The sequence below is a fragment of the Streptomyces sp. NPDC058864 genome (assembly GCF_042742985.1).
GTDB lineage: Bacteria > Actinomycetota > Actinomycetes > Streptomycetales > Streptomycetaceae > Actinacidiphila.
Map to the genome: position 1 here is coordinate 20,016 of NZ_JBHYMQ010000023.1, position 21,625 is coordinate 41,640.

A 21,625-nucleotide genomic window follows, 5' to 3' on the forward strand; every position below is an offset into this window, starting at 1 on the left:
ATGACCGATACGTCCGGCACGGCGACCCGATACGTGGCCGCCATCGACCAGGGAACGACCTCCAGCCGCTGCATCGTCTTCGACTCCGACGGGTCGATCGTGGCGCTCGACCAGCGCGAGCACCGCCAGATCTTCCCCAAGCCGGGCTGGGTGGAGCACGACGCCACCGAGATCTGGGCCAAGGTGCAGGCCGTGGTGGCGGGCGCGCTCGCCAAGGCCCGGCTGCGCCCGGACCAGCTCAGCGCGCTCGGCATCACCAACCAGCGCGAGACCACCGTGCTGTGGGACCGCACCACCGGCCGGCCGGTGCACAACGCGATCGTGTGGCAGGACACCCGTACCGCCGCGCTGTGCGAGCGGCTGGGCGGCCAGGACGGCCAGGACCGCTTCCGCGAGTCCACGGGGCTGCCGCTGGCCAGCTACTTCTCCGGCCCCAAGGTGTCCTGGCTGCTGGACAACGTGCCGGGGCTGCGCCGCCGCGCGGAGAACGGCGAGATCGCCTTCGGCACCATCGACTCCTGGCTGATCTGGAACCTGACGGGCGGCACGGAGGGCGGCGTCCACGTCACGGACGTCACCAACGCCGGCCGCACGATGCTGATGAACCTGGAGTCGCTGGAGTGGGACCCGGCGATCCTCGCCGCGATGAACGTCCCGGAGGCGGTCCTCCCGCAGATCCGCTCCTCCTCCGAGGTGTACGGCACCGCGGTCGGCCAGCTGGGCGGCGTGCCCGTGGCCTCGGCCCTCGGCGACCAGCAGGCCGCGATCTTCGGCCAGGCCTGCTACGGGACGGGCGACGCCAAGAACACCTACGGGACGGGCAGCTTCCTGCTGCTCAACACCGGGAACCGGCCCGTGCCGTCGAAGAACGGACTGCTCACCACGATGGGCTACCGGCTGGGCGGGGAGGCGCCGGTCTACTGCCTGGAGGGGTCGATCGCCATCACCGGCGCCCTGGTGCAGTGGTTCCGCGACAGCCTCGGCATCATCTCCGCGGCCGACGAGATCGAGGCGCTGGCGGCGAGCGTCCCGGACAACGGCGGCGCGTACATCGTCCCCGCCTTCTCCGGGCTCTTCGCCCCCTACTGGCGCTCCGACGCACGCGGCGTGATCACCGGCCTGACCCGGTACGTGACCAAGGCCCACCTGGCGCGCGCGGTGCTGGAGGCGACCAGCTGGCAGACCCGCGAGGTCGTCGACGCGATGTACCAGGACTCCGGCGTGCACATCACCGGGCTCAAGGTCGACGGCGGCATGACGGCCAACGACCTGCTGATGCAGCACCAGGCGGACGTGCTGGGCGTTCCCGTGGTGCGACCGCGGATCTCGGAGACCACGGCACTGGGCGCGGCCTACGCCGCGGGGCTCGCCACCGGCGTGTGGGACGGGCTGGACACGCTGCGGGCGCACTGGCAGAAGGACGCCGAGTGGCAGCCGCGGATGGACGAGAGGACCCGCGAGAAGGAGTACCGCCGCTGGAAGAAGGCGGTCGAGCGGAGCTTCGGCTGGCAGGACGACGACGAGGACGAGGGCCCCGCGCCGGCCGCCGTGGGCTGACCGGCGCCGCGCCCGCACCCGCGGTGCGCGCGGCTCAGTTGGCGGCGGCCGTCCTGCGGTCGCCGGCCACCTGGGCCGCGTGCTCGACCACGGTGATCAGCACCTTCTTCGCGGAGGCGCGGTCCCGTGCGTCACACATCACCAGCGGTACCTCCGGGTCGAGGTCGAGCGCGTCGCGCACCGTGTCGGCGGGGTGCCGCTCGGAGTCGTCGAAGACGTTGACGGCAACGGCGAAGGGTATGCCGCGGCGCTCGAAGTAGTCGATCGCGGAGAAGCAGTCCTCCAGGCGCCGGGTGTCGGCCAGGACGACCGCGCCGAGGGCGCCCTGCGCGAGCTCGTCCCACAGGAACCAGAAGCGGTCCTGGCCCGGCGTGCCGAACAGGTAGAGCACCAGGTCGTCGCGGAGGGTGATCCGGCCGAAGTCCATGGCCACGGTGGTGGTGCGCTTGGCCTCGACGCCCGCGGTGTCGTCGACGGGCCGCCCGGCCTCGCTGAGCGTCTCCTCGGTGCGCAGCGGGCGGATCTCGCTGACCGCGCCGACGAGCGTGGTCTTGCCGACGCCGAAGCCGCCGGCCACCAGGATCTTCAGCGTGACGGGCTCGACGGGGGAAAGGCGGCTCTCAGAGCGTCCGAAGGCCATGGCTCACTCCTCCGGTCGTGCCGTTTACACAGGTCAGAGGCATCCTGGGTCCTAGGGACTGCGTCGGGGGATCAGCTGCGCAGTGGAACATTACTACGGTCCGACCGCACAACTGCCAGCGGTCCCGGGGCCGTTACCGGTCAGCGGCGCCATCGCGGGACCCCGGGGAAGATGACGGGGCACCGCACGGGCGCCGGTGTGCCCGCACGGTGCCCCCGGTGGGTTCAGAGCGCGCGCAGGCCGTCGATGACGTCGCGGAGCAGCCCGGCGTCCGGCAGTTCCGCCGGCGGGACGGGTCGGCTGATGTGGACCAGGCCGGCTTCCAGGACGTCGCCGACGAGCACCCGGACGACGCCCACGGGCAGGTCGAGGTCGGCCGCCAGCTCGGCGACCGACATCGGCTGCTCCCGGCTGAGCTCGACGATGTCGAGGTGCTCGGGCGACAGGGTGCGGTCGACGTCGGCGTCATCGTCCGCGCTGCGGGACTCGGCGATCACCAGGGCGATCAGGTCGAGCCGGGCTTCCGCGGCGTGGCTGGTACGGCCGCGCGTCATGGCGTAGGGCCGCACCACGGGCCCGGCGTCGTCGTCGTACCAGCGGTCCGCTTCGGAGCTCATGACGTACTCGTCACACCGCCCGCGCCGCGTCGTCGTCGGTGCGCGGCGCGGTCGCGAGGTGCACGCCGACCCGCTTCACCAGCAGCGCCATCTCGTAGGCGACCTGCCCGACGTCGGAGTCGGCGTCGGCGAGCACGGCCAGGCAGCTGCCGTCGCCGGCGGCGGTGACGAACAGGAAGGCCTCGTCCAGCTCCACGAGGGTCTGCCGGACCTTGCCGGCCTCGAAGTGCCGCCCGACGCCCTTGGCGAGGCTGTGGAAGCCGGAGGCGACGGCGGCGAGGTGCTCGGCGTCCTCACGGGTGAGGCCTTCGGAAGCGCCGGTGGCCAGGCCGTCGCTGGAGAGCACCAGCGCCTTGCGGATGCTGGCCACGCGACCGACCAGTTCGTCGAGAAGCCAGCTGAGCTCGCGGGTCGCGCTCGATGGTGCCGTCATGGACCGTTCCCCTCCGTGGTGGTTCTGGTTGTGCTGTCGCCGCCGCGCTCCGCCGGGGTGGTTCCCGGACGGTCGGCGGGGCGAACGTCGTCGGTGCCGTCGGTGCCGTCGGTGCCGAGGTCGTCGGCGTTGTCGGCGCGGCCGCGCAGCCATCCTCGCTGCAGTGAGGCCATGCGGTCGCGCACTTCCTCGGGCGAGCGCTCGCGCCCGCCGTCGTCGTCCGCGCCGTCGGCGGCTGCGGTACGCGTCTGGGTGGTGGAGTCGCCGCGCAACTGCGGGGCGAGGCTGGCCTGGCGGACCCGGCGGGGCAGTCCGGCGCCGGCGGGCTCCTGCTGCGGCACGGGCACGGCGGGCTCCTCCTGCGGCGCGGGTTCGTCGGGACGGGGCGCCTCGCCCACGGCGCGGCCGTTCTCGGCGACCAGGACCGGGGTGCGGCGGCGGCGCGGCAGTACGGTGAGGCCGTCGCCCGGTGCCAGGGACGGGGCGGCCTTCGAGGCCGCGTCGCGTGCGCCGGCCGGCGCCGGCGTCCCGTCGGTCCCGGTGACGTGCGGCCGGTGCTCGCGCGGCTCGTCGTCCGGCTCCGGGGCCAGACCCCACTGGCGGAAGCTGTGCTCGGTGGCGGCCGACATGGGTCTGACCCGCGGCTCGTCCTGGTCGGCCGCTGCCGTCCCGTCCTCCGCGGCGGCCTCCGCGACCGCCTCGTCGAGGGGCTCCCCGGGCTGCTCCTCGCCGGGCTCGGTCAGGAGCGACGCCGGGACGAGGACCACGGCCGTGGTGCCGCCGTACGGGGACTGGCGGAGCGAGACGCGGACGCCCTGGCGCTGGGCGAGCCGGCTGACCACGAAGAGGCCGAGCCGGTCGGTGTCGGAGAGCTCGAACTCGGGGGTCTCGGCGAGGCGGAGGTTCGCCTCCAGCATGGCATCGGGGGTGAGGCCGAGACCGCGGTCGTCGATCTCCAGGACGAAGCCGTTGGCGACGGACTCGCCGTGCACCTGGACGCTGGTGTGCGGCGGGGAGAACACGGTGGCGTTCTCGATGAGTTCTGCGACGAGGTGGGTGAGGTCGGCGACGGCGTGGCCGGTGACGGCGAGCCGCGGGAGCCGGCGCACGTCGACCCGCTCGTAGTCCTCGACCTCGGCGACGGCCGCCCGCACCACGTCCATCAGCTGCACCGGCTTGCGCCACTGCCGGGACGGCACGGCGCCGGAGAGGATCACCAGGCCCTCGGCGTGGCGGCGCATGCGGGTGGTCATGTGGTCGAGCCGGAAGAGGTCGGCGAGTTCCTGCGGGTCCTCGGTGCGCCGCTCCATGGCGTCCAGCAGGGTGAGCTGGCGGTGCAGCAGCACCTGGCTGCGGCGGGCGAGGTTGACGAAGACATCGGAGACACCGCGGCGCATCTCGGACTGGCGCACGGCTGCCTCGACGGCGGCCCGCTGCAGGGTGTTGACGGCCTTGCCGACCTGGCCGACCTCGTCGTCGGGGTAGTCCAGCCGCGGCGCCTCGGTCTCTACGTCGACCTCCTCGCCCGCGGCGAGCCGGCGCATGACGCGCGGCAGCCTGGTGCCGGAGACCTCCTGGGCCTCCTTGCGGAGCCGGGACAGGTCGACGATGAGGCTGCGGCCGATGCGTATGGAGACGATGACGGAGGCGACGACCGCGATCAGGCCGAGGCCGCCGGCGATCGCGGCGGTGGCAACCAGCCGCATGCCGATCGGTTCGGCTCGCTTCTTGTGCAGGTCGCCGGCCTCGACGCCCATGCGGCCGAGGTCGGTGAGCGCGGTTCCGGCCGTGGTCTGCCAGGACACCCGGTCCGCGGCCTGGGGGGCGCCGGAGGCGCCGGCGGAGATGACCGCGTCCTCGGCGGCGCGCAGGGCGTGGCCGGAGGGGCCGGCCCAGTAGGCGTCATATATGGTGCGCTCGTCGTCGGTCAGCAGGTGCAGGTTGTCCGCGTAGTAGGCGCGCTGTTCCGCGACGGCGAAGGTGAAGGAGCGCATCTCTGCCGCGCTCATGCGGCCCGCCGCGATGGCCGCCACCATGAGGGCGTCCTCCTGGCTGAGCGCCTCGCGGGCCCGGGTGACCTGGATGAGGGCGCGGCCCTGCTTGTCGATGGCGGCGTTGTTGATCGGGTTCAGCGAGTCCAGGAAGGCGTAGGCCGGGTCGAAGAGGCCGCTGTACGCGCCGAAGGCGTCGTTGCGGGTGATGCTGCTCTTGCCGACCTTGTCGCGCAGCGTCTCCAGGGCGCCGAACCCGCGCACGACGAGGTCGAGCCGGCGCAGCGAGTCGGAGGTCAGCCGTTCCCGGTTGCCGACGACGCGCGCGTTGTCACGCAGCCGGGCGATCACCTTGTCCGTCTCGCGTTCCCGGGCGAGCAGGGTGCCGCGGGCGTCGGACCGTCGAGGATCGGCCAAGTAGAGCATGGCGGAACGGCGTTCCTGCTGGAGGGCCTGGATGCTGTCCTCGACCGGGTAGCCGAGCTCGTTGACGGTCTGCTCGACGCCGAAGAGGCCCCAGACCTGACGCCCGGTCAGGGTCGCGGCGAAGGCCCAGATGGCCGTGAGGGACACCAGCGGAATGAGCAGCAGTGCCACGATCTTCCGCCGGATCGTCGTACCGCGAAAGCGCATGGCCTCCCCAACGTCAAACCCGGTCAAGGGCTGTCGTGTTCCGACTGCAAACGGCGCGAGCCTACTACTGCCGCATGACCAATCCGAAAGCCCCGCTTCCGCTCTTGCCCCGGGACGACCCGATTAGTACGGATGAACAGCCCGCAGGGCTGGCCGAAATGCAGCGCACAGGGAACCCGAGGGGCGTCTCCGGCGTATGACAGGCGGGGAGGGGGTGCTCCGGAATGCGGAAGGCATTCATCGGCGGAAACCGGGCAGCCACTCTGGAGTCGGACATCGGGGATCCGGCACCGCAGCACCGGTATGCCGCAGGGGAGCAGATTTCATGGACGACCTCGTCGAGGACGCACTGGATCGGGACATTCCGCCGCGGAAGGCCCGGCGGCCGTTGTGGGTCGAGGAGCCCGTGGGGAGGCCACGCATGCCCGACCCGGTGCGCCGGGCGGCCGTGCGGGCCGTGCTCGTCGTCTCACTGACCTTGATCGCCGCGGTGATCGCCGCGCTGGGCACCGCCGGCGAGTCCTGGCTCGCGGCGCCGGCGATGCTCACCGCCATAGCCTTCACCGTCCTCGCCACCTGGGCGGTGCTGGACGTGTGGATCACCCGCCAGGTCTGGAACCAGCGCAACGGCGTGGTGTCCAGCCCGAGCAGCGCGGCCCGCAGGCTGCGCCGCGAGCGCCGGCGGGAGCGGCGGCGGGCGCGGTCCGAGGACCGTGACGCCGAACGCGGCCGGCACCTTTCCGGCACCGGCGCCCGTACCGCCTGAGGAACCCGCACCGCCCCGGGTGCCCGGCCCGACCCCACGTACCCGGGCCCCGCGGCGCGGTCGCCCGGGGTCAGCCGCCCTGCGGGGCCGACTGCTCCGCCGGGCGACGGAACATCCGCGTCGCCGTGATCTCCCCGTGCACCGGCTCGGACTCCGGGTCCCGGACGGGAAGTCCGGGCCGCAGGTGTTCCTCGACGCTGATGTACTTCAGGCCGGCGCGCAGGTCCGCGTCGTTGCGCAGCCGTACGACCAGCGGGAACTCGGCGAGCGCCGTGGTGTCGAACAGACCCGTGGTGTAGATCAGCTGGACGCCCAGCGCGTCGGCGACCGCCCGCTGCAGCTCCAGCAGGTAGGTGGCGTTGGCGCGGCCGATCGGGTTGTCGAGGAAGAGCGTGCCCGCGTGCCGGTGCCGGTCCCTGCCACGGTCGTTGCTGCGCAGCGCCGCCATCGTGCAGTAGAGCGCGATGGCGGCGGTGAGCAGCTGGCCGCCGGAGAAGACGTCGCCCATCTGCCCGACCGGGACCCGCTCGGCGCGCAGCACCGCGTCCGGCTTGAGGATCTCGACGACCACGCCCTTGGGTTCGAGGGCGGCGGCGACCCCGCGCAGCAGCAGCGACATCCCGTCCCGGCGCAGGTCGGAGTTCTTCCGGACGGCCGCCCGGGTCGCCTCGTCGATCACGGTGCCGAGCCGTTCGTTGAGCTCCGCGTGGTCCGGGTCGTCGAAGCGGATCCGCAGGAACTCCTGTCCCGACCACTCCCCCAGCCCCTCCGGCAGGCGGGACAGCCGCTGCGCGGACCGCAGGGTGGCCAGCGAGGACTCCACCATGCCGCGCAGCCGGTCCACGATGCTGTCGCGGTTGCGCTCCAGCTGCTCCAGTTCGTCGGTCAGGACGCGCAGTCGCGGCGTGAAGGCGGAGTGCCAGGAGGCCGCGTGCTCGGGCAGCGCGGAGCCGGGCAGTTCGCGGATCTGCTGGCGGGCCGGGGTGCGCACCTGCTCGTAGCGGGCGGCGTTGGCGTGGCGCACGAGTACGTCGCAGGACTCCCGCAGCTGCGACTCGGCCGCCGACAGGTCGGCTGCGCAGCCGCGCAGGCTGCGGCGGGTCTCGGCGACGGCCGTCCTGGCCTCCTCCAGGGAGCCGGAGTACGGCTCGGGCTCCTCCTCGCCCTCCTCGGGCTGGCGGTCGCCGTCGCGGAGCAGGTCCCGCAGCAACGCGGCGAGTTCGTCGAAACCGGTCGCGGCGTCCTCGGCTGCCCGGTGCGCGCGCACCAGGTCCCCGTGGCCGTCCCGGGCATGGACCAGTGCGTCGGTGCGGGCGGCCAGTTCGCCGTTGGCGCCGCGCAGCAGCTCCTGGGCGTGCCCGGCATCGCGGGGCAGCAGCTCCTCGGGGAGCTCGGTGTGCGCGTCGCCGTCCACCGGGGCGTGCCGCTCGGCCTCGCCGCGGAGCCGGCCCAGCTGCTCGCTGGCCGCGGAGGCGCGGGAGTCGAGGGTCGCCACCAGCTGTTCCGCGCGGGCGGCCGCGGCCTGCCGGGCGGGACCGTCGGCGCCGTCCGGCCCCTCCAGCAGCTGGGCGGCGCGGGTGCGCACCTTGTTGGTGAGGCGTTCCAGTTCGGTGAGCGCGGACTGCTCGGTGCTCTCGGCGCGGGCCTGTTCGGCCCGCAGGTCGGCACCGACGCCCACCTTCTCGTACACCTGGGAGGCGGCACGGTAGGCCTCGCGCAGGGCCGGCAGCGAGCCGGCCGGCTGCCCCGCGCCGTCCTCGTCGTCGAGGGCGTCGTCGGGGGCACCGGTGATCTCCGAGCGCTCGGCACGGAGCACGCGCGCGGTGCGGCGCGCGTCGTCCGCGGCGCGCTGGGCGGCACGGCGGTCCTCGTCGGCGGCGCGCGCCAGCGTCAGGCAGGCCTCGGCGCGGGTCTCGGCCTCGGCGGCGTCCTCGGCCAGTTCCCGGCTCCTGCGCTGCCAGTTGGCCCGCTCCCGCAGCCGGAAGGCGAGACCGGCGAGCGCGTCGGCGGCCCGCCGGGCCTGCTGCGCCACCTCCTGGCGCTCGTCGCGCAGGGCGCTCGCCTCGGCCGCGGCCTCGTCGGCCTCCATCCGTACCGAGCGTGCCTCCGCCAGCTCCTCGCGCGCGGCGCCCGCCGTCTCCCGGGCGGTCTCGACGGCCGCGGCGAGCTCGGCGAGCCGGCCACTCGGGCAGCCGGAGCGCCACGAGGAGAGCCGGGCGGCCAGGGTCCGGTCCTCGGCCAGGCGGGCGGCGAGCCCGCGGATGTCCTCCTCGCGGGTGGTGGCGCGGGCGCGGAGCGCCTGCCGCTCGCCGTCGGCGGCCAGTTCGTCGTGCATGGCCGGGTTGGGCGGGACGAGGAAGAGCTCGGTCCCGGCGCCCGCCGGGGGCGGCGGGGCGAGCAGCGCGGCCGCCGTGCCCACCGTGACGGTCGACCGCGGCAGGAGCGCCGCCTGCGCCAGCACCTCGCGGGCCCGTACGTAGCTCTGGGGGTCGGTGACGACCACGCCGTCCACCAGCTCCGGGCGGGCGGCGAGGACGGCGGCGTGGTCGGCCGGGTCGACGGCCTGCGCGAGGTAACGCCAGCCGGGGAGCGCGGGGATGCCGTGCTCACCCAGGTACTCGACGGTGGCGAGCACGTCGGGGCCCGGCGGCAGAAGCCCGCCGTCGCCGAGCGCGGCCAGGATGCGGGCGTCGTCGGCGGCGGCGGTGCGCAGGTCGAACAACTGCCGCTCGGCGGAGGCCACGGCCCCGTCCAGCATCTCCTTGAGGGGCTCCGCGAAGGCGTCGAGCTCGGCCGCGGTCAGCGGTCCCTGCTCGGCGGGTCGGCGTCCGGCCGCGGGGGCGTCGCGCCGGGCCGCGGAGACCTGGGCGGGGATGGCGGGACCGCGGTCCGCGGCGGTGTCTCCCGCCGTGTCCGCCGCGTCCGCCGCGTCCGCCGCGTCCGCCGTCGGGACGGTCCCGGGGGCCTCCACGGGCGGCAGGCTGAGCAGTTCGGCCAGCCGCGGCTCGGCCGCGAGGGCGTGCGCGACACGTGACTCGGCGGCGTGGGCGGCCTCGGCCGCGGCGAGGGCGTCGGCCGCGCGGGCGGCGGACAGCTCGGCGCGGGCATCGGCGGCCGCGGCCTCCCGGGCCCGCTCACCGGCCCGGCGGGCCGCGTCGCGGGCGGCCTCCGCGGCGCCGGCGGCCCCCTTCTCGGCGTCCGAGGCCTCCAGGGCGGCACGGGCCGGGTCGGCGTCGGGGGCGGAGTCGTCCAGCCAGCCGGCCCGGACCGCCTCGGCGGTCTCCTGCTCGACCTCCGCCAGCCGCTGCACCAGGTGCCCGGACTCGCTGCGGGCGCGCTGCGCCCCCGTTGCGGCGGCGGTGGCGTCGCGGTGCGCCGCCTCGGACTGCGCCTGGAGTCCCGCCGAGCGTTCCTCCTCCGCGTCCGCCCGCTCGTCGGCGGTGTCCGCGGCGGCCCTCAGGGCGCGGACGAGGTCGCCCGCGGCCTTCGTGCGGGCGGCCAGAGCCGGCGCGGCGTCCCGTTCCGCCTCGCGGATGGCGGCGGTGACCCGGGCCAGGCGGTCGGCGGCGGCCCGGTGCCGCAGCACGGTCTCCGCGGCCTGCCAGGCGGACTGCAGCGTCCGGGCGTCGTTGAGCTCGCGGCGCAGCGCGGTGGCGCTCTTCTCGCCCGCGGCCAGGGCCAGCGTGGCGTGCCGGTAGGCGAGTTCGGACGCGACGAGGGCGCTGCGGCCGCGGGCGGCCTCGGCGTCGGTGACGGTGTGCGCGGCGCGGGCCGTCTCCTGGGCCAGCTCGGCGGCGCGGCCCCGTTCCTCGCGGGCGCGCGCGGACAGCCTGCGGGCCAGGGCACGGGCGCGGCGCTCGGACTGGGCGTGCACACCGCGTGCCTGTTCACGGGCGGCGGCGGTGTCGACGATGCGGCCGAGCAGTTCGAGGGAGCCCGCCGTGAAGTCGCGTTCCGCGGTGAGCTCGGCCCGGCGGCCCAGCTTCCCCGCGAAGCCGTGCACGAGGTCGGCGAGGCCGTCGGTGTCCCGGGTGTCGGTGACCGCGCGCAGCAGCAGGTCGGTGAAGTCGGAGTCCTTCTTCACCGCGAAGAGACCGGCCGCCTCGCCCTCGTCGGCGTTCATCTCCCGCTGGTAGCGGAAGAGTTCGGGGTCGAGGCCGAGCTCGCCGAGGTGCTCGTTCCAGCGGTCGTGGATCTCCTCCCACACCACCTCCAGGTGCGGGTAGTAGCGTCCGGCGTCGGTCAGGGCGTCGCGGAAGCCCTTCATGGTGCGGCGGCGGCCGCGGGCGCCCGAGGCGCCCTCGGCGGACGGACGCACGGCGGTGGACTCGGCCACCGGCAGCGAGTCCAGACCGAGCCCGGGGCCGGGCCGGAAGGAGTACCAGGCCTCGGCGAACTTGCGCGGGTCGGAGGAGACCTGGCGTCCGCGCCACTCGCTGACCTTGCCGACGACGACCAGCTCGCCGGTGACCGTGTGCTGCCACTCCAGGGCGACGTGGCCGCAGTCGTCGGCCAGCAGGAACTTGCGGAGCACACCGGAGCTGGCGCCGCCCAGGGTGTTGCGGTGGCCGGGCAGCATGACCGAGAAGATCAGCTTGAGCAGGACGGACTTGCCGCCGCCGTTCTCCAGGAAGAGCACCCCGGCAGGCGCCGGACGGCGCGGCGGCCCGGTCGGTTCGTCCTCGAAGAACTCCGCCTGGGCGGGGGCGGGTTGCGGGACGAACTCGCCGACTCCGCGCAGGTCCAGGACGGTGTCGGCGTAGCGCGCGCCGGCGGGCCCGATGGAGTAGAGGCGGACCCGGGACAGCTCGTACATGAGGGGCTCTCGTGGTGGTGGTCTGTGGTCGGCAGGTTCGGGTGGATCGCCAGGATCCGGGGGCGGGGCGGTCCGCCGTTCAGGAGTGGAAGGGCAGACCGGCTCCGGCCACGAGGCCGAGGTCCTCGCCCTCCTCCGCCGGCATCAGCGCCGCGGACTCACCGGCCCGGGGCACGATGCCCAGGTCCAGGAGCTCGGCCATGGCGGCGCTGCCCGCCATGTCGCGCACCTGGAGCTGGTAGCGGGCGGTGGTGCGGTAGGTGCCGCCCGATTCGTCACCCGTGCGCTGCAGGAACCCCGAGTCCACGAGGAAGGAGACGGCCTTGCCCACGATGCCGGTGGTGGAGCCCGCCAGGCGCCGGGCGTCCTTGGTGGCGCCGGTGGAGCTGCGGCGCACGTAGACCCGCCAGGCGGCCTCGAGGCCGGGGGCGTCGGTGGCCGGGTCGGTGTTCTCGCCCTGCTCGTCGGCCCGTTCCTCCAGTCGGCGGCAGGCCTGGCGCAGGAAGCCGTCGATGCCGTTGACGGTGACGCGGCCGATGTACGCGTCGTCGGCGAGGTCCTCCGGGCGCGGGAAGGCCATCGCGGCGGTGGCGAGGTGGGCCAGGCCGTGCAGGAAGCGGTCACCCGCGTCGGAGGCGGCGCGGCGCGAGTAGTCGCCCATGCGGACGGCGAAGACCGAGTCCTCACCGGCGGCAAGTGCCATGCCCGCCCGTGGTGACACCTCCAGCACGACCAGGCCGAGTCCGGCGGCCACGGCGTCGGCCAGCCGCGAGAACAGCGGCTCCTCGCGGTAGCGGCGGATCAGTTCGGCGTACTCGGCGTCGCGCGCGGGAAGCAGCTTGGGCTGGAGGCCGAAGGAGACGAGGCGGGCGGCGTCCGCGGCGTCTCCCGGGGTGACGGCCGCCGCCGGGCCGGGGGCCGCTGCGGGCGGCTGCGTGCTCTCGCCGTCGCGGTGGTCGCTCACGGGGTCGTCTCCTCGGTACGGATGGTCGGTTCGCTCATCGTCACGCCACCTCGGACCGCTCGGCGGCCATCCCGGCGGCGTCCAGCCGGGCCGTGCCCACGATGAGGTCGGCACCGCCGAACTCGGGGTCGTCCAGCCGGGTGCCGTCGTCCACGGCGAACAGCAGCCGCTCCTCCCCCTGCCGGTAGGCCGTACCGACGGGCGGGCTGGCCGCGTGCACCGCGAGCAGCGCCACCAGGTAGGGCAGTTCGGGGTCGAGGCGGCGGGCCTCGGCGAGCAGCCCGGACAGCCGGCGGGGGGCGTCGTGCGGCAGGTCGAGGATTTCCAGGGCGGTCTCGAGCTGCTCCTCGCTGAACCGGCTGTCGTCCGGGGTGGCGACGAGGTCGGGCTCGGGCATCTCGGCTCCGAGGTGCTCGCGCTCCAGCGGTGGTGTGAGCAGCGCGTCCACGAGGTCGGTGACGCGTACCGAGGCGGGGGTGCGCAGGCCCGTGCCGCGGGCGAACCAGGCGTCGGTGACACGGGTGGCCTGCTCCACCGGGAGCGGCAGGACGGGCGCGACCAGCTGCCCGTACAGGTCGAGCATGCCGACCAGGGCACCGCCTCGGGGTGCGGCGAAGGCCTGCCGGTCCTGCTCGGCGCGGAAGATCGGGCCGGCCTCCAGCAGCCGGGACTGCAGCTGGGTGTGGCGGCGGATGCAGTCCTTGACGATGTCGACGAGCTCGGCGGCGCGGCGCTTGTGCTCCGGGTCCTCCGACTCGTCCCGGGCCTTGCGGATGTTGGTCAGGATGGCGTTCTCGTGCCGGTAGCGGTCGGCGACGTGGTCGAGCGCCTCGGCGATCATGTCGGGGACGGTGCTGATCCAGTCGACGGCCCGGACGTTGCGCCGGGTGGCGTCCAGGGCGCGGCGCAGTGTCTCGGCGTACTGCACGGTGCGGTAGCGGGCCTGTTCCGCGGCGAGCTGGGCGTCGGCCAGGCGGCCCCGGTTGATCAGTACCTCCAGCTTGACCTCGGCGGCGATCTGGGCGCTGGTCACGTCGGTGTCGAGGGCGCCGACGAGCACGTTGACGGCCTCGTCCGTGGTGCGCAGGTAGACGGTGCCGTCGCGGCCCGGGACCTCTTCGATCAGCTTGAAGTCGTAGTCCCGGCGGACGTAGGCGCCGTCGGGACCGAAAGTGCCGTAGACGGCGCGGAAGCCGCGGTCGACGCTGCCGACGTTGATCAGGTTCTCCAGGACCCAGCGGCCCACCCGCTCGTGCTCGGCGGCGGGACGGCCGGGGGCCTGGGCGGCGATGCGGGGCAGCAGCCGGGAGATTATCTGGTCGTGGTCGGCGCCGGTGTCGAAGTCCATGTTGAGCGTGACCAGGTCGATGGCGGCCAGGGCGACCTCCGCCATCGCGTACACCGAGTACTCGCCCGCGAGGTTGGCCTTGCGCGCGTCGAGGTCGTGCAGCGGCGCGGTGCAGGCCAGGGCCTTGAGCCGGCGGGCCAGGCCCTCGTCGGCGGCCGGGCCCGGCGCGGGCCGGACACCGCCGCTGAGCTGGTGCGGAACGGTCGTGGTCACGACGCACAGACTAGGCGCTCGGACCGACATCGGCCCAAACGGCGCGGTCCGGGCACCCCCGCGTCCGGGCCCCTCAGGCGCCGGCGGCCCCGTAGCCGCCGCCGCCCGGCGTGGCGACGACCAGGACGTCACCGGGGCCCACCTCGGCCGAGTCGACCCCGCCGAGCGGGGTGACGGTGCCGTCGGCGCGCTCGATGCGGTTCTCGCCGAGGGCGCCGGGAGCGCCGCCCGCCAGGCCGTACGGGGCGACCCGCCGGTGGCCGGACAGCAGGGCGACCGTCATGGGCTCCAGGAAGCGGATGCGGCGCACAACGCCGCGGCCCCCGTGCCAGCGGCCCTCGCCGCCGCTCGCGTCGCGCAGGGCGAAGCCCTCCACCCGGACGGGGTAGCGCCACTCGAGGATCTCGGGGTCGGTGAGCCGGGAGTTGGTCATATGGGTCTGGACGGCGTCGGCGCCGTCGAAGCCCTCGCCCGCCCCGGCACCGCTGGCCACCGTCTCGTAGTACTGCACCCGGTCGTTGCCGAAGGTGACGTTGTTCATCGTGCCGGAGCCCTCGGCCTGCACCCCGAGCGCCGCGTAGAGGGCGCCCGTGACGGCCTGGGAGGTCTCCACGTTGCCGGCGACGGTGGCCGCCGGGTACTGCGGGGCGAGCATCGATCCCTCGGGTACGCGGACGTCCAGCGGCTCGAGGCAGCCGCTGTTGAGCGGGATGTCGTCGGCGACGAGGGTGCGGAAGACGTAGAGCACGGCAGCCATGACCACGGACCGCGGCGCGTTGAAGTTGCCCTCCTGCTGCGGCGAGGTGCCGGTGAAGTCCAGGACGGCGGAGCGCGCCTCGCGGTCGACGCGGACGGCGACGCGGATGACCGCGCCGTTGTCGGTCTCGTACGCGCGCTCGCCGTCGTCGAGTACGGCGACGATGCGCCGTACCGACTCCTCGGCGTTGTCCTGCACGTGCCCCATGTAGGCGTGCACGACGTCGAGGCCGAACTGCGCGGTCATGCGCCGCAGCTCGGCGATGCCCTTCTCGTTGGCGGCGATCTGCGCCCGCAGGTCGGCGATGTTGGTGTCCGGGTCGCGCGAGGGGTACGGGGCGTCAGCGAGCAGGGCGCGGGTCTCCTCCTCGCGCAGGCGGCCGTCCCGGACCAGGAGCCAGTTGTCGAAGAGGACTCCCTCCTCGTGCACGGTGCGGCTGAAGGCAGGCATGGAGCCGGGGGTGAGCCCGCCGATCTCGGCGTGGTGGCCGCGCGAGGCGACCAGGAAGCGCAGCGACCGCCCCTCGTCGTCGAAGACGGGGGTGACGACGGTGACGTCGGGCAGGTGGGTGCCCCCGTGGTAGGGGTCGTTGACGGCGTAGGCGTCGCCCGGTCGCATGCCGCCCTCGTTCCGCCGCAGCACCTCCTTGATGGACTCGCCCATGGAGCCGAGGTGGACGGGGATGTGGGGGGCGTTGGCGATGAGGTTGCCCTCGGGGTCGAACAGGGCGCAGGAGAAGTCCAGGCGCTCCTTGATGTTGACGGAGTGGGCGGTGTTCTCCAGGCGCACGCCCATCTGCTCGGCGATCGACATGAAGAGGTTGTTGAAGACCTCCAGCATCACCGGGTCGACCTCGGTCCCCACCGCCGTCCGGCCGGGCCGGGGCCGCACCCGGGTGAGCAGGAGGTGGCCGTGCTCGCCCACTGCGGCCCGCCAGCCGTCGTCGACGACGGTCGTCGCGTCGGCCTCGGCGATCACGGCGGGCCCGTCCACGGTGTCGCCCGGGCGCATCCCGTCCCTGCGGAACAGGTGGCAGTCCTGCCGTCGGCCCTCCGCGTACAGCGACACCTCGGCGGCCGGTCGCAGCGGGCCCTCCCGGGCCGGCTGCTCCACGAAGTGGCGTCCCGGCGGGCCCGCGGAACCGACCGCCTCGACCGAGACCGCCTCGACGACCAGGGGCTTGTCCATGGTGAAGGCGTAGCGCGCGCGGTGGTCCGCGGTGAACGCCTCGCGCATGGCCTCGACGGTCCCGAACGGCACCGGGAGCGCGGCGTCGGTACCGGCGTACCGGACGTGGACTCGGGTGACGGTCTCGACGCTGTCGTCGGGGACGCCGTCCTCGCGCAGTTGGGCGCGGGCCAGGCCGTCGAGCTCGTCGCGGACCCCGCGCAGGGCGGCCAGCCCGTCCTCGCCGAGCCCGGTCTCCACGGAGCGCTCGCGCATGGCGGTGGCGTCGGCCAGCCCGATCCCGTACGCGGACAGCACCCCCGCGAGCGGGGGCACGACGACGGTGTCGACGGACAGGGCGTCGGCGACCGCGCAGGCGTGCTGGCCACCCGCTCCGCCGAAGCTGGTGAGGGCGTAACGGGTGATGTCGTGGCCGCGCTGGACGGAGATCTTCTTCACGGCGTTGGCCATGTTCAGAACGGCGATCTCCAGGAAGCCCGCGGCGACCTCCTCCGGGGTGCGGCGGTCGCCGGTCGCGGCGGCGGCCTCGTCGGCGAGCCGTGCGAAGCCGGCGCGGACGGCCTCGGTGTCCAGCGGCTGGTCGCCGTCCGGGCCGAACACGGCCGGGAAGTGCGCGGCCTGGACGCGGCCGAGCATCACATTGGCGTCGGTGACGGTCAGCGGGCCGCCGCGGCGGTAGCAGGCGGGGCCGGGGTCGGCGCCCGCGGAGTCGGGGCCGACGCGGTAGCGCTGCCCGTCGAAGTGGAGGACGGAGCCGCCGCCGGCCGCCACCGTGTGGATGTTCATCATGGGCGCCCGCATCCGTACGCCCGCCACCTGGGTGCCGAGGACGCGCTCCAGTTCGCCCGCCCAGTGGGAGACGTCGGTGGAGGTACCGCCCATGTCGAAACCGACGACCCGGTCGAACCCGGCCTGCCGGGAGGCGCGGACCATGCCGACCACTCCCCCGGCCGGGCCGGACAGCACGGCGTCCTTGCCACGGAAGTGACCGGCCTCGCGGAGCCCGCCGTTGGACTGCATGAACATCAGGCGGACGCCCCGCAGCTCGGCGGCCACCTCGTCCACGTAGCGGCGCAGAATCGGCGACAGGTAGGCGTCCACCACGGTGGTGTCGCCGCGCGGGACCAGCTTGATCAGCGGGCTGACCTCGTGGGAGCAGCTGACCTGGTCGAATCCGGCCTCACGGGCCGCCCGCGCGACGGCCTGCTCGTGGGCGGGGTGGCGGTAGCCGTGCAGCAGGACGACGGCGACGCTCTTCAGGCCGTCCCGGCGGGCCTCGCGCAGGGCCGCGCCGATGGCGTCGGGGTCGAGCGGACGGACGACCTCGCCGTGTGCGTCGACGCGTTCGGGGACCTCGATGACGCGCTCGTAGAGCGCCTCGGGGAGCACGATCCTGCGGTCGAAGAGCCGCGGCCGGTTCTGGTACGCGATCCGCAGCGCGTCGCGGAAGCCCTCGGTGACGACCAGGACGGTCGGCTCGCCCCTGCGTTCCAGGAGGGCGTTGGTGGCGACCGTGGTGCCCATCTTGACCGCGGAGATCCGCTCGGCGGGTACGGGTTCGCCGGGGCCCAGGCCGAGCATGCGCCGGATGCCCTCGACGGGGGCGTCCCGGTAGCGGCCGGGGTCGTGGGAGAGCAGCTTGCAGGTCTCCAGACCGCCGTCCGGCCGTCTGGCGACGACGTCGGTGAAGGTGCCGCCCCGGTCGATCCAGAACTCCCAGCGTCCGGTCACGTCCTCATTGTCCCAGGCACGCCCCTCCCAGGCGGGCCAGCGCGGCGGCCGTGGCGTCGCGGGAGCGCAGGTCCAGCAGCCCGTCGGTGCCCGCCAGCCGGTGCCGGACCTCCCGTCCGGCGAGCCGCAGCAGGTCCGGCAGCAGATCGGTGCAGCGGTCGGCGACCCAGCGGGTGCCCTTGGTCGCCATCCACCGGACGCTCGCCGCGGCGCCCGGTCCCGGGCCGCCGGTGGCCGTGGACGGCGGTTCGCCGTCCGACAGGCCGCGTGCGACCAGGAGCTCGTGGAACTCCCGGGCCAGCAGCCGGTGGCCCAGCTCGCTGGGGTGCAGCCGGTCCGCGCTCCAGGACGCGCGGTCGGCCACCCAGTGATGCCGGGCGGCGTGCAGGTGCACGGCGTCGTACCGCTCGGACAGGACGTGCACGACCTGGTTGAGCGCGGCCATCCGGCGGCCCAGCGGGCGGGCGAGCGGCCACGGCAGGCCCAGCATGCGGCCGGGGTCCGGCAGGCAGGCGGTGAGCACCTCGGCGCCGTGGGCGCGCAACTGGGCCAGGACGGTGTCCAGGCGGCGGGCGACGGTCTCGATGTCGAAGCTGCCGCGGAGGGTGTCGTTGGCGCCGACCACCACGGAGGCCAGGTGCGGCCGGTGGTCCAGTGCGCGGGGGAGCTGCTCCTCGACGACGTCCTTGGTGAGGGCGCCGCTGCGGGAGCAGTTGAGCAGGCGGACGGCCGAGGGCTCGGCGGCCAGCCCCTGCGCCAGGAGCGGCGCCCAACCGCGCCATCCGCCGGCGACGGGGTCGCCGAGTCCCTCGGTGAGCGAGTCGCCGAGGGCGGCGAAGCGCATCTCCTCGGTGCGGGTGCGGACGGGTACCGCGGCCTCGGTTCCGGTGGGCGGGTGGGCTGCGGGTCTGGGACGTCCGGGGACGGTGGGCGTCCGCGTGCCCGTCGTCATGACGTGACCTCCGGGGCGGTGAGCCGGGGCGCGGCGTCGTGCGCGGCGAGGAAGGCGCCGACCGCGGCCGGCCAGCCGTAGCGCTCGGCCTGGGCGCGGGCGATGGCGCGGCGCATGGGCTCGGGGCGGGACAGCAGGTGCCCGACCGCGTCGGCGAAGGCGGGACCGTCGTCGGTCGCGGCGGCACCGGCCGGGCCGAGGATGTCGGGCAGCGCGGACAGCGCGCTGGCGACGACCGGGGTGCCGCAGGCGAGGGCCTCCAGGGCGGACAGGCCGAACGTCTCCACCGGGCCCGGGGCCAGGACCACGTCGGCGGTGGCCTGGAGGGCGGACAGGGCGCGGCGTACGGGGACGTGCCCGAGGAAGGTGACCGGCAGCCGGGCCTCCCGGGCCCGCGCCTCCAGACGGGCGCGCATCGGCCCGTCCCCGGCGACGACGAGGACGGCGTCCACGCCCTGGTGACGCATGTGGGCGAGCGCCTCCAGGGCGCGTCCCGGCCGCTTCTCGGGCGACAGGCGGGAGCACATCACCAGCAGCACCTCTGCGTTGCCGGCGTACCGGGCGCGCAACTCCGGGTCGTGGTGCACCGGGTGGCACGCCTCGAGGTCGACGCCGAGCGGCGCCCGTACGACATTGCGGGCCCCGATCCGTTCGAACTCCGCGGCGGCCCAGGCGGTGGTGCAGACGATGCGCGAGTACACGTGCGCGCTGCGGCGGTTGAGCCGGTCGGCGGCGCCCTTGGCGAGGGCGCTGGGCAGGCCCCAGGTGCGCAGCACCCCGTCGACGCTCTCGTGGGAGACCATCACGGACGGCACCCGGCGGCGGCGCGCCCATTCCCCGGTCCAGCGCAGCGTCGTGCGGTCCGAGACCTCCAGCCGGTCCGGTCGGAGGCCGTCCAGCACCGCCTCCAGCCGTGGCCTGCCGGTCAGCACGCGGTAGCCGCCGGTCCCGGCGACCAGGGGGCCGGGAAGGGTGATGACGCGGCCCTGGGAGGTCATTTCGTCCTTGGCGGCGGGACCCGGGACGATCAGGACCGGGTCGTGGCCGGCCGCCAGGTAGCCCTCGCCGAGGTGGCGCAGCGCGGTGCGCAGGCCTCCGGAGGTGGGCGTGACGAAGTTCGCCAGCCTGACGATGCGCAGCGGGCCGGTCATGCCGCCACCGCCGTACGGGCGTCGAGCACCTGCGCGTAGTGCCGCAGGAGCAGGTCGCCGACCGCCTCCCAGGTGCGTGCGGCCACGTCGGCGCGCCCCTCGGCGCCGAATTGGTCGCGCATGGCGGGGGCGCTCGCCAGCAGCCGTACGGCGCCGGTGACGGCGTCCACGTCGCCGGGCGGCACGAGCAGGCCGGTGCGGCCGTGGTCGACGAGGTCGAGCGGACCCCCGGCGGCGGGGGCGATGACGGGCAGCCCGCTGGCCATCGCCTCCTGGACGGTCTGGCAGAACGTCTCGAAGGGCCCGGTGTGGACGAAGGCGTCGAGGGAGGCGTAGATCCGCGCCAGGTCGTGCCCGGTGCGGCGGCCGAGGAACGCCGCGCCCGGCAGCGCCTCGCGCAGCCCCTGGGCGCTCGGGCCGTCGCCGACGACGACCACCTTCACGCCGGGCAGCCGGGAGGCGCCGGCCAGCAGCTCCACGTGCTTCTCCGGGGCGAGGCGGCCGATGTAGCCGACCAGGACCTCGCCGTTCGGGGCGAGTTCACGGCGCAGCGCCTCGTCGCGGTGGGCCGGGTCGAAGCGCACGGAGTCCACGCCGCGCGGCCACAGGTGCACCCGCGGGACGCCGTGCGCCTCCAGGTCGCGCTGGGAGGCGCTGGACGGGGCGAGCGTGCGGTCCGCGGCCGTGTGCACGGCGCGGATGCGGCGCCACGCGGTGCTCTCCCCGCGGCTCAGGTAGGTGCGGGCGTACCCCGCGAGGTCCGTCTGGTAGACGGCGACCGCGGGGATGTGCTGCCGGGTGGCCGCGGCCATGCCGCGCACCCCGAGGATGAACGGACTGGCCAGGTGGACGAGTTCGGCGCGGTGCGCGGCGATCGCCGCCGCGGTCCTGCGGCCGGGGAGCGCCACCCGGACCTGCGGGTAGCCGGGCAGCGGCACCGACGGCACGCGCACGACGGGGCACGGTTCGTCGCCCGGCGCGGACTCGTGCGGGCCGGCCGGCGCGATCACCAGCGGCTCGTGGCCCCTGCGGACCAGGTGTTCGGCCGTGCGCAGCGCGCAGTGGGCCACTCCGTTGACGTCGGGTGGGAAGGACTCGGTGACGATGGCTACTCGCATACGGACGTTGTCGGCTCCCCGGGCGTTGTCCGGGTCACGTGGATCTTTCACCTTGGGGAACGTGCCGTGAGCGTTGGCTCGGGATCGGGCCTTCCGGCCGCGGCGGCGCCCGTGGGTCTCCTCCGGACGCGGCGCCCGGCGGCGTCGGACGCCGCTCGCCGGTCCGGGCAGGAGCCCGGCGACGAGCAAGGGGCGGACGGTCAGGTCGGCGTGCGGGAGGCCGGCGCCGAGTCCTTCGGCGAGGCGGTGGAAGAGTCCGCGCGGGCCCAGCGGGCCGTGGTCCCCGTCCTCGGGTACGGCCCCCAGGGCACGCAGCGCGGGAGTGAACCGCAGGGGATCGCGGCCGGTGAAGTGGTCCGGGTGGAGGCCCGGCAGGGTGCTGATGCCCGTGACGAGGTGCCCGTCCTCGGCGTAGCGGAACTCCACCGTCGGCTTCTCGTTGGCGTGCAGCACCAGAGCCTGCGTCCCCGCCGAGACGTCGAGGACCAGCCGGTCGCCCTCGACGCAGCGCCAACTGCCGTGCTCCCAGGCCCGGGCCCACTCCCCGTGGCGGCCGGCGCTGACCATGTACCCGTCGTCGGCGTACAGCAGGTCGCCGGACTCCTCGGCGAGTTCCTCCTGGGTGAGCAGGGCCGGCCGGCCGTTCACACCCATCCGCGCCAGGAGTTCCCACGGCGGGATACGGCGGGCGAAGGTCAGGCTCAGCAGCGGCAGGTCACGGCCGTACATCCGGTCCGGTCCCGGCATGTG

General features: G+C 74.8%; 13 protein-coding genes and 1 pseudogene. 2 read left to right on the forward strand and 12 right to left on the reverse strand.

The genetic code is table 11. The annotated features are described in order from the left end of the window. A complete protein-coding gene (gene glpK, locus ACFW3D_RS19345) occupies positions 1 to 1,557 on the forward strand; it encodes a glycerol kinase GlpK (RefSeq protein ID WP_500505397.1) in 1,557 nt (518 codons plus the stop codon). Between the two features lie 34 nt (positions 1,558 to 1,591). Here the strand turns inward: glpK and ACFW3D_RS19350 are convergent, their stop codons facing one another. From ACFW3D_RS19350 to ACFW3D_RS19365, 4 genes are all read right to left on the reverse strand, one after another. Beyond that, the gene (locus tag ACFW3D_RS19350) at positions 1,592 to 2,197 is read right to left on the reverse strand and encodes a GTP-binding protein (protein ID WP_500505398.1); all 606 of its coding nucleotides are present in this window, start codon (positions 2,195 to 2,197) and stop codon (positions 1,592 to 1,594) included. Positions 2,198 to 2,421: 224 nt separating this feature from the next. Then, complete coding sequence (locus ACFW3D_RS19355) at positions 2,422 to 2,814, reverse strand: DUF742 domain-containing protein (RefSeq protein ID WP_500505399.1); 393 nt, start codon at positions 2,812 to 2,814, stop codon at positions 2,422 to 2,424. Between the two features lie 10 nt (positions 2,815 to 2,824). Further along, a complete protein-coding gene (locus ACFW3D_RS19360) occupies positions 2,825 to 3,247 on the reverse strand; it encodes a roadblock/LC7 domain-containing protein (RefSeq protein WP_500505401.1) in 423 nt (140 codons plus the stop codon). Further along, on the reverse strand, positions 3,244 to 5,871 hold the full coding sequence (locus ACFW3D_RS19365) for a sensor histidine kinase (protein ID WP_500505402.1): 2,628 nt from the start codon (positions 5,869 to 5,871) through the stop codon (positions 3,244 to 3,246). Before ACFW3D_RS19365 ends, ACFW3D_RS19360 begins: the two co-directional genes overlap by 4 nt. Positions 5,872 to 6,196: 325 nt before the next feature. Between ACFW3D_RS19365 and ACFW3D_RS19370 the strand changes: the two genes are divergently transcribed. After that, positions 6,197 to 6,637 carry a hypothetical protein gene (locus ACFW3D_RS19370; RefSeq protein WP_500505403.1) on the forward strand — a complete coding sequence of 147 codons (441 nt, stop codon included), beginning with the start codon at positions 6,197 to 6,199 and terminating at the stop codon, positions 6,635 to 6,637. A 70-nt stretch (positions 6,638 to 6,707) separates the two neighbouring features. Here the strand turns inward: ACFW3D_RS19370 and ACFW3D_RS19375 are convergent, their stop codons facing one another. The 8 genes and pseudogenes from ACFW3D_RS19375 to ACFW3D_RS19410 form a co-directional block, all read right to left on the reverse strand. Further along, on the reverse strand, positions 6,708 to 11,453 hold the full coding sequence (locus ACFW3D_RS19375; protein WP_500505404.1) for a coiled-coil domain-containing protein: 4,746 nt from the start codon (positions 11,451 to 11,453) through the stop codon (positions 6,708 to 6,710). Between the two features lie 79 nt (positions 11,454 to 11,532). After that, positions 11,533 to 12,417 (reverse strand): hypothetical protein, encoded by an 885-nt coding sequence (locus ACFW3D_RS19380; protein WP_500505406.1) that lies wholly within the window; start codon positions 12,415 to 12,417, stop codon positions 11,533 to 11,535. A 40-nt stretch (positions 12,418 to 12,457) separates the two neighbouring features. Beyond that, positions 12,458 to 14,008, reverse strand: a complete 1,551-nt coding sequence (locus ACFW3D_RS19385) for a hypothetical protein (RefSeq protein WP_500505407.1) — start codon at positions 14,006 to 14,008, stop codon at positions 12,458 to 12,460. A 43-nt stretch (positions 14,009 to 14,051) separates the two neighbouring features. Beyond that, positions 14,052 to 17,654 carry a hydantoinase B/oxoprolinase family protein gene (locus ACFW3D_RS19390; RefSeq protein WP_500505409.1) on the reverse strand — a complete coding sequence of 1,201 codons (3,603 nt, stop codon included), beginning with the start codon at positions 17,652 to 17,654 and terminating at the stop codon, positions 14,052 to 14,054. Between the two features lie 4 nt (positions 17,655 to 17,658). Beyond that, positions 17,659 to 18,606 carry an SGNH/GDSL hydrolase family protein gene (locus ACFW3D_RS19395; RefSeq protein WP_500505410.1) on the reverse strand — a complete coding sequence of 316 codons (948 nt, stop codon included), beginning with the start codon at positions 18,604 to 18,606 and terminating at the stop codon, positions 17,659 to 17,661. After that, positions 18,603 to 19,757 carry a glycosyltransferase gene (locus ACFW3D_RS19400; protein ID WP_500505411.1) on the reverse strand — a complete coding sequence of 385 codons (1,155 nt, stop codon included), beginning with the start codon at positions 19,755 to 19,757 and terminating at the stop codon, positions 18,603 to 18,605. The genes ACFW3D_RS19395 and ACFW3D_RS19400 overlap by 4 nt, the downstream gene beginning before the upstream one ends. After that, positions 19,754 to 20,875, reverse strand: coding sequence for a glycosyltransferase family 4 protein (locus ACFW3D_RS19405; protein ID WP_500505490.1), 1,122 nt, complete (start codon positions 20,873 to 20,875; stop codon positions 19,754 to 19,756). The genes ACFW3D_RS19400 and ACFW3D_RS19405 overlap by 4 nt, the downstream gene beginning before the upstream one ends. Positions 20,876 to 21,169: 294 nt before the next feature. Further along, positions 21,170 to 21,622: pseudogene (locus ACFW3D_RS19410) on the reverse strand (DUF6461 domain-containing protein); the annotation flags it as partial. Positions 21,623 to 21,625 lie beyond the last annotated feature (3 nt).

Coding starts and splice junctions, on each gene's coding strand:
- glpK (WP_500505397.1), top strand. CDS start 1: ATGACCGATACGTCCGGCACGGCGACCCGATACGTGGCCGCCATCGAC.
- ACFW3D_RS19350 (WP_500505398.1), bottom strand. CDS start 2,197: ATGGCCTTCGGACGCTCTGAGAGCCGCCTTTCCCCCGTCGAGCCCGTC.
- ACFW3D_RS19355 (WP_500505399.1), bottom strand. CDS start 2,814: ATGAGCTCCGAAGCGGACCGCTGGTACGACGACGACGCCGGGCCCGTG.
- ACFW3D_RS19360 (WP_500505401.1), bottom strand. CDS start 3,247: ATGACGGCACCATCGAGCGCGACCCGCGAGCTCAGCTGGCTTCTCGAC.
- ACFW3D_RS19365 (WP_500505402.1), bottom strand. CDS start 5,871: ATGCGCTTTCGCGGTACGACGATCCGGCGGAAGATCGTGGCACTGCTG.
- ACFW3D_RS19370 (WP_500505403.1), top strand. CDS start 6,197: ATGGACGACCTCGTCGAGGACGCACTGGATCGGGACATTCCGCCGCGG.
- ACFW3D_RS19375 (WP_500505404.1), bottom strand. CDS start 11,453: ATGTACGAGCTGTCCCGGGTCCGCCTCTACTCCATCGGGCCCGCCGGC.
- ACFW3D_RS19385 (WP_500505407.1), bottom strand. CDS start 14,008: ATGTCGGTCCGAGCGCCTAGTCTGTGCGTCGTGACCACGACCGTTCCG.
- ACFW3D_RS19395 (WP_500505410.1), bottom strand. CDS start 18,606: ATGACGACGGGCACGCGGACGCCCACCGTCCCCGGACGTCCCAGACCC.
- ACFW3D_RS19400 (WP_500505411.1), bottom strand. CDS start 19,757: ATGACCGGCCCGCTGCGCATCGTCAGGCTGGCGAACTTCGTCACGCCC.
- ACFW3D_RS19405 (WP_500505490.1), bottom strand. CDS start 20,875: ATGCGAGTAGCCATCGTCACCGAGTCCTTCCCACCCGACGTCAACGGA.